Source organism: Streptomyces sp. NPDC059248, from assembly GCF_042753905.1.
In the GTDB taxonomy this organism is placed as follows: Bacteria; Actinomycetota; Actinomycetes; order Streptomycetales; family Streptomycetaceae; genus Streptomyces.
In genome coordinates this window covers 71,238-77,766 of the sequence record NZ_JBHYZV010000035.1, presented here as the reverse complement: position 1 = coordinate 77,766, position 6,529 = coordinate 71,238, and the positions used below count along the sequence as shown (strand labels likewise).

At 66.9% G+C, this 6,529-nt stretch carries 5 protein-coding genes and 1 pseudogene; 4 read left to right on the top strand and 2 right to left on the bottom strand.

Translation table 11 applies throughout. The features are described from left to right. Positions 1 to 83 precede the first annotated feature (83 nt). Together ACFXG1_RS17450 and fxlM are read right to left on the bottom strand one after the other, a co-directional pair. Entirely contained in the window at positions 84 to 245 is a 162-nt protein-coding gene (locus ACFXG1_RS17450; RefSeq protein ID WP_384711246.1) for an FxLD family lanthipeptide, read from the bottom strand. 63 nt (positions 246 to 308) lie between these two features. Next, positions 309 to 2,294 carry a methyltransferase, FxLD system gene (fxlM, locus tag ACFXG1_RS17445; RefSeq protein WP_384743331.1) on the bottom strand — a complete coding sequence of 662 codons (1,986 nt, stop codon included), beginning with the start codon at positions 2,292 to 2,294 and terminating at the stop codon, positions 309 to 311. Between fxlM and ACFXG1_RS17440 the strand changes: the two are divergent. From ACFXG1_RS17440 to ACFXG1_RS17425, 4 genes and pseudogenes are all read left to right on the top strand, one after another. Beyond that, positions 2,254 to 2,670 (top strand): annotated as a pseudogene (locus tag ACFXG1_RS17440) (helix-turn-helix domain-containing protein); the annotation flags it as partial. The gene fxlM and the pseudogene ACFXG1_RS17440 sit on opposite strands and share 41 nt — an antisense overlap. A gap of 246 nt (positions 2,671 to 2,916) precedes the next feature. Further along, positions 2,917 to 3,897 (top strand): hypothetical protein, encoded by a 981-nt coding sequence (locus tag ACFXG1_RS17435; protein ID WP_384711249.1) that lies wholly within the window; start codon positions 2,917 to 2,919, stop codon positions 3,895 to 3,897. After that, positions 3,894 to 4,778 (top strand): aminoglycoside phosphotransferase family protein, encoded by an 885-nt coding sequence (locus tag ACFXG1_RS17430; RefSeq protein WP_384711240.1) that lies wholly within the window; start codon positions 3,894 to 3,896, stop codon positions 4,776 to 4,778. Before ACFXG1_RS17435 ends, ACFXG1_RS17430 begins: the two co-directional genes overlap by 4 nt. 163 nt (positions 4,779 to 4,941) lie before the next feature. Continuing rightward, entirely contained in the window at positions 4,942 to 6,168 is a 1,227-nt protein-coding gene (locus ACFXG1_RS17425) for a damage-control phosphatase ARMT1 family protein (protein WP_384711237.1), read from the top strand. Positions 6,169 to 6,529 lie beyond the last annotated feature (361 nt).

Below are 6,529 nucleotides of genomic sequence, written 5' to 3'. Positions count from 1 at the left end.
TCTTTTTTTTTTTAACCCTCTCCCCCCGCCGGGGGGGGGGGCGGGCCGCCCCCCCTTCCCCCCCCCCCCCCCCCGGCCGGGTGTCAGCCGTTCACGCAGGTGCTGTTGGAGCAGGCGCTCTCACAAGTGCTGGTGCAGTTGTCGCTGGTGTCGTTCATCAGCTCGGGGATGATCCGGCCCTGCGCGACGATGCTGATGTCCAAGTCGAAGTCCGACGGGGACGGCGCGGTGGTGCTTGCTTCCATCTCGGGTTCCCTTCTTCAGACGGGTGGTGCCGGGGCTCCTGCCCCCGCGGCTTGAGTCGGCTGTCAGGGCCAGGAGATCGTGACCCGCGTGTGCCGCTTGTCGATCACGCGGCCGGCGGGGAGAAGGTCGTCGGTTGTTCCCTCGGGGAATGCCTCGATACGGGCCCGGTCGGTGCGGTGCTCGCGGTCCCAGGTCTGGATCTCCTCCGCCAGCAGTTCCGCAACCTTGGGAGCGTCCGGACCGTGCCCGTACACCCCGAACTCGAACAGGGTCCGTTCATCGCTCGTCGGCCGGACGGTCCGGTAGGCGAAGCTGTCGCCGTCGACGAGCGTGGCGACACCGATCGGGGAGACGGAGGCAACGATGCCGCGTTCGCGGGCACCCGGCTTGGCGCTGAGGAGCGTGAAGCCGTCCAGGGCTGTGGCCAGCCACAGATCCAGGTTGTCGTTCGACTCGAAACCGCCGATGGTCACACCCGTCCACACTTCGGTACGCGGCTGGTGCAGGGAGTCCCGGAGGCGGCCCTCGTCCACCTGCTCACCGTCGTCAAGCTTGAGCGCGACCTCCGCGCCCTCCTCGTCATGGAGGGGGACGAGCCGCATCCGGTTCTCACCGACGCCCTGCATCGGTACGAAACCGCACAGCTCGTACTCGCGGCTGACGAGACGGTCGCCGACCCGGTTGAAGGCGACCGATCGGGTCAGGCCCCGCATCCTCAGCGGTACGACGATTCGGCCCCCTTCGGCGAGCTGGTCCACCCACGCGGGCGGGATGTCCCAGGCCCCGACGGTGACGATGATCTTGTCGTACGGTGCGTGTTCCGGGACGCCGCCTTCGCCGTCGGCCAGGACGACGTTGACACGTTCGTACCCGGCCCCGGCGAGGAACCGTTCGGCACGGGTGGTGATGTCCGGGTCGATGTCCGCCGTGGTGACCTCGCCGGACTCGCCGACCAGCTCGGCGATATACGCGGCGTTCAGCCCTCCCGAACCGATCTCCAGGACACGGTCGCCGGGGATGATCTCCGCCTGCTCCAGCATCAGGGCCTGAACCCGTGAGGCGGAGACCGAGCTGATGTGGACACCGTCCTTGTCCTTCTTGGTGATCACCGCGAACTCGGCGGCGTATGCCTTCTCCAACGGCACCTCGGGCGCGAAGACATGCCGTGGGACCTTCCGGAGCGCGGCCTCGACGGCGGGGGTGCGGACGGCCTTCAGCTCCTTCAGCTTTTCGATCATCTCGTCGCGGAGCTGCTCGATATCTGAGGAGGACTGGCCGTCGTCGGATTCCGTCGTATGGGATGGATCGGACACCTGGGAATCTCCTTCGTGCTGGGCGCTCTGATCGGTAGGGCGGGCTTGGGTAAGTGCCGACGCAGGGGGTCCTGCTCCATGCGAGGACGCGTGTGCCGCTTGCCCCACGCCGGGGTTGTTCTGCCGCTCGAACCTCAGGATCCGTGGATCCTGGCACGGTTGAGCGGCTGCCAGAGGGGCATGTCCGGCCGTCTTCACGAGTTCCGGCGGCCTGATTCCGCCCTGTGACCGGGTCACGTCGGTCGTCCGGTCGGCGGGCCCGCAGTCGTTGGCTGCCGCTGCCAGCGCCACTGCTCCCCACTTCGGCTCCGGACAGGTGAATTTGGCCCAGATGTCTTTGCCGTCCTTGTTCACCAAGACCCCGAAGTCGTCGGAGACGGACTTGGCCAAGAGCAGCCCACGGCCGTTCTCGGAGGCTTCGTCCTGCTTGACGGACTCACTCGGCAAGGTGGTGTCGGCATCGGTGACGACAGCCACCAGTGCGTCCGGAATCCGCAGGATCAGCAGCTTGGCGTTCTTTGCCGTGGCGTCGCGTGGATCAATCGCGTGGTGCAGGACGTTGGCCAGAAGCTCGTCGATCACCAACAGCAACCGGTCGCGTACGTCTTCGAGGTCGGAGACTCCCCACAGCCCCAGATGCGCGCCGACGATGGACCGAACGTTCCTCAGCGACTGAGGGGTCACTGTCAGATCCATGGCCAGCTTGCCAGGCCGGCTGGTGGTGCCGGCGCGCACACCGGGCACGGAAGGTGCCGCTACGAGGAGGTCGGCCATCGTGGTCCACTCCGTTCTGCCAGAAGCACAGCACCGAGCTTCGGTTGCGGTGTACTGGTCTCGATCGGTCAGCCACCATTCAGGCAGTTCGGCGAAGGAATGCGCAGATCTCCATGCCGAGGGTTACGCACCTCGGCATCACGATTCGGGGGCCAGGAAAATGCCACAGCCGGAGAAGAAGCTGAATCCCGCGGAGTCACCCCGGGAGTGGTTCGGGAGCGAGTTACGGCATCTGCGGAAGCAGGCTTGCTTCTCCGCGCGCCAACTGGGTCGATTAGTGCAGGTCAGCGACGACGTCATCCTGCAAATCGAGCATGGGAAGTACCCCCACTGCCGCCTCGACCTCGCCCATTCGCTCGACCGGGTTCTGGAAACCGGAGGGACTCTTGAACGTGCCTGGCCGATGGCCTTCAGGAAGCCCGACGCCGAGGAAAAGACCGCTGATGCCGAGGAGCGACCGCGGAGGGCTGGTGGGGAAGGCGCGCCAAGGCAGGCAGGGCGCATCCTGGGGAGAGCAGTCTCGTCTGCCTCGAACGGGAGTACTGACCCAGTGGATCGCCGTGTCTTCCTCTCAGCCAGCACCATGGCAGCCCTCGCCCCACTCGACCTTGCCCGGCTCGTGGCACCGACGACTCCGTACGAGCTACCGTCCACCATCGCCTCCGCGCACGTCGAGCAGATCATTGCCGTCGCCACGAATCTGAACGTCTGGGACAACCGGTTCGGAGGCGGAGGGCTGATCGGCGAGATGGGAAGCCGCGCCCTGGAGTGCGCGGTCGGTTTGCTCTCCGTCTCCTGTCCTCTCAGCTTGCGGACCGAGCTGTTGGCCGCTGTGGCGCGGTTGGGCATGGTCGTCGGTGCGACCCACTTCGACGCCTACGCCCATGACGACGCCAGAGTGGCCTTCAAGGTCGCCGCCGACTGTGCTGAGGAAGCCGGCAACTGGCACCTCCGCGCCAAGACGTACTCCTTTCTCGCCCGCCAGGCCGTGTGGATCGGCGACCCCGACGACGGCCTGACGCAGGCCGAGAAGGGACTCGTCCGGTCCGACCGGATCACCACGACCGAACAGGCGATGCTGCACACCGCCCGTGCCCGGGCGTTCGCCAAGATGCGGAACGTGCAGGCCGCGCTCTCCGCCGTCGGCGCGGCCGACGACGCCTTCGCGCACTCGCGTCCGGGGGATGACCCACCGTGGATGGCGTACTACGACGCCGCCCAGCACGCGGGGGACACCGCCCACGCACTCTTCGATCTCGCGCTCGTCGGCCAGGACCCGGCCGAGGCCGGCAAGCGGTTCCAGTCCGCTGTCCGCGGCCACGACGATGCCTTCGCCCGCTCCCGCGCCATCTCATGCACGAAGCTCGCCTCCCTGATCATGGCCAAGGGCGATCCCAGAGAGGCCGCCGCCACCGGGCACAGGGCACTCGATGAGTCCGGTCGGCTCACGTCCCGGCGCGCAGCCGACGATCTGCGCGAGCTGGCCCGCTTCGCGAGCAAGCACCCGAAGATCGGTGAAGCGGCTGCTCTCAAGGAGCGCATCACCGCTGCCCTGCCCGTATGACGATCACGGCGACGCCCGAACGGGCGGTACTGGAGGAGGCTTGTTCCGCCGTCGGCTTGGTAACCGTGGGCGCGGAGGCCCTGCGGATCGCCGAGAACCAGGTGTGGCGGCTGCCGGGGAACGTGATCGCACGGATATCCCGGCCGGGCCAGATGCCTGCGGCGGTCAAGGAGGTACGGGTCGCTCGATGGCTCGCGGAGAGCGGCATCCCGGTGGTCCGGCCGCTTGACGCCGAGCAGCCCGTAGTGGCGTTGGGCTACCCGGTCACCTTCTGGACGGAGCTGCCGCCGCATGGACCCGGCACCGTCATGGATGTTGCCGAGGTGCTCACACGGATACACGCCCTGCCCGTACCCGAGGGCTTCGAACTGGGCCGACTGGAACCGTTCGTCCGGCTGGAAGAACGTATCGACAGCGCGAGCACCTTGTCGGCAGACGACCGTCAGTGGCTGCACCAGCTCCGCCGAGGCCTGCATGCCCAATGGGGCTTCCGTCCTGCCGGTCGCCCGGACTGTCCCGTCCATGGCGACGCATGGGTGGGCAACGTAGTGCGTACGGCCACCGGCCGTACGGTTATGGACTTGGAGCGGTTCTCCGTCGGGCCGCCGGAGTGGGACCTTGTCTCGACCGCGGTGAAGCTGACGACGACCGGTACGGTCACAGCCGACGAGTACGCCGAATTCTGCCGTGTGTATGGAGCGGATGTCACCGAGTGGGAGGGGTACGCCCTCTTTGCCGACATCAGGACGCTTCGCATGGTCACCTATGCGGCCCTTCACGCCGCCGGACATCCTGAGTGGACGGCCCAGGCCCAGTACCGCGTCGACTGCCTGCGGGGACGAGCTGGGCCACGTCCATGGCGGTGGCGAGGGATCATGTAGCCCCGCTTACACCGATCCCCACTGCCTGGCCGCCGAGTGGACGCCTCCTTGCACTGCGCGGCCTTCGAAGCCGTTACGGGTGAGGTACTGGTCGGCAGCGCGGCGGGGGTCGTAGCCCTGGAGATCAAGGACTCATGAGCGACAAACGAAGGGCTTGAACACCATGCCGGACAACACTTCCCGCACCTCGGGCGACGGGGCCAACCATGACTCCGGCCCCGCCGCAGAACCCGGAGCACCGGTCATTCTGAGTAACGAGACCGGCTCGTTCGCCTGGGGAGTCCTGACCAAACGACACCCGGCCCTGATCCAGCAGGTACGAGACGCCTTCCCGTACGGGCGTCGGCAGCACGAAGCCCTTGACGCCCTGCTGGACGAGATCACCAACGGCGTCGTCGAACCGCTCGACCCCTCGGCGCACGATCACACGCAATGGGCGGTATGGGGGAGGGAGCACTTCGGGCGACCGTGGTTCGACACTCCGTTCCTGTGGGCCGAGAGCTACTTCTACCGGAGGCTTCTCGGGGCCGTCGAGTATTTCGGTACCGGCCCGTGGCGGGGAGTGGATCCCTTCGTCCCGTTCAAGCAGGCGGAACTGCGTACCGCGGTGGTGGACGAGGAACTCGGGGCGCTGGACACAGTCGTCGATGCGTCGGCCGACGAGTGGGCCACTGCCCTGCTCCACGCCTCGCTCTGGGGCAATCGTGCCGACCTCGGTTTCCGTGTCACGGAGGGGAATCCGGCCCCCGATGACGCTACCGATGGCCTGGTCGTCGATGACGGCGCCGTGTTGTGGCAGCTGCTGCCCGCCGGTGCCGGTTCCACGGTCGCGCTGGTGGCGGACAACGCGGGGCGAGAGCTGATCCCGGACCTGATCCTCATCGACCACCTCCTCGAACACCGCCACGCCGAGCGGGTCGTGCTCCACGTCAAGCCTTCTCCGTACTACGTGTCCGACGCGATGACGGCGGATGTCGTCGACTGTCTCCGCCGCATCACCCAGGCACCTGGAGAGGCCGGCAGGATCGGTGGCCGTCTCTGGAAGGCCGTGGCGACAGGCCACGTGGAGATTCGTACCCATCCGTTCTTCTGTGCGCCGCTGCCGTATACGGAGATGCCGGACGATCTGCGCCAGCAGTTCGCGGCCGTCACACTGACCATTCTGAAAGGTGACCTCAACTACCGTCGTCTCGTGGGCGACCGGATGTGGGACGCGAGGACACGGTTCGCGGACCTTACGGCGTACTTCCCCGGAGCTGTCGCGACGCTCCGCACCCTCAAGTCCGACGTCATCGTGGGGCTGGAGCAGAAGACACTGGACACCCTGGAACAGTCCGGCAGGGCTTGGCGCACGAGCGGCACTCATGCCCTGATCCAGGTTCGCCGGTAGATCTGATCTCCGCGCGACCCCTTGCCCATCGGCACCTCACGCTACGAGCGGCGGCCGGGCACGGCTGCCCGGCCGCTCGGTGTGTTGCCGGGCATCCTCCTCCCGGCGATATGCCGGCGGGAGGATCCAAGACGAAGAAGCACGAGGTGGCAGAGCGCGAGACATCACCGTTGCCCCGGGGCGGCCTTCTGGTGGCGGTCGAGAGGCTGACTGCTGTCCACGATCAATACGACGGGTTCGGTCGGACAATTTCGTCAACTCCTGCGACTACCGGAGACTCTTCCGATTGAACTTCCGGTTCTTGACCATGTTCCACGGGGCCGAAAGCATCGGCACAAGTTTGTCGGCGATATGAGGGGAA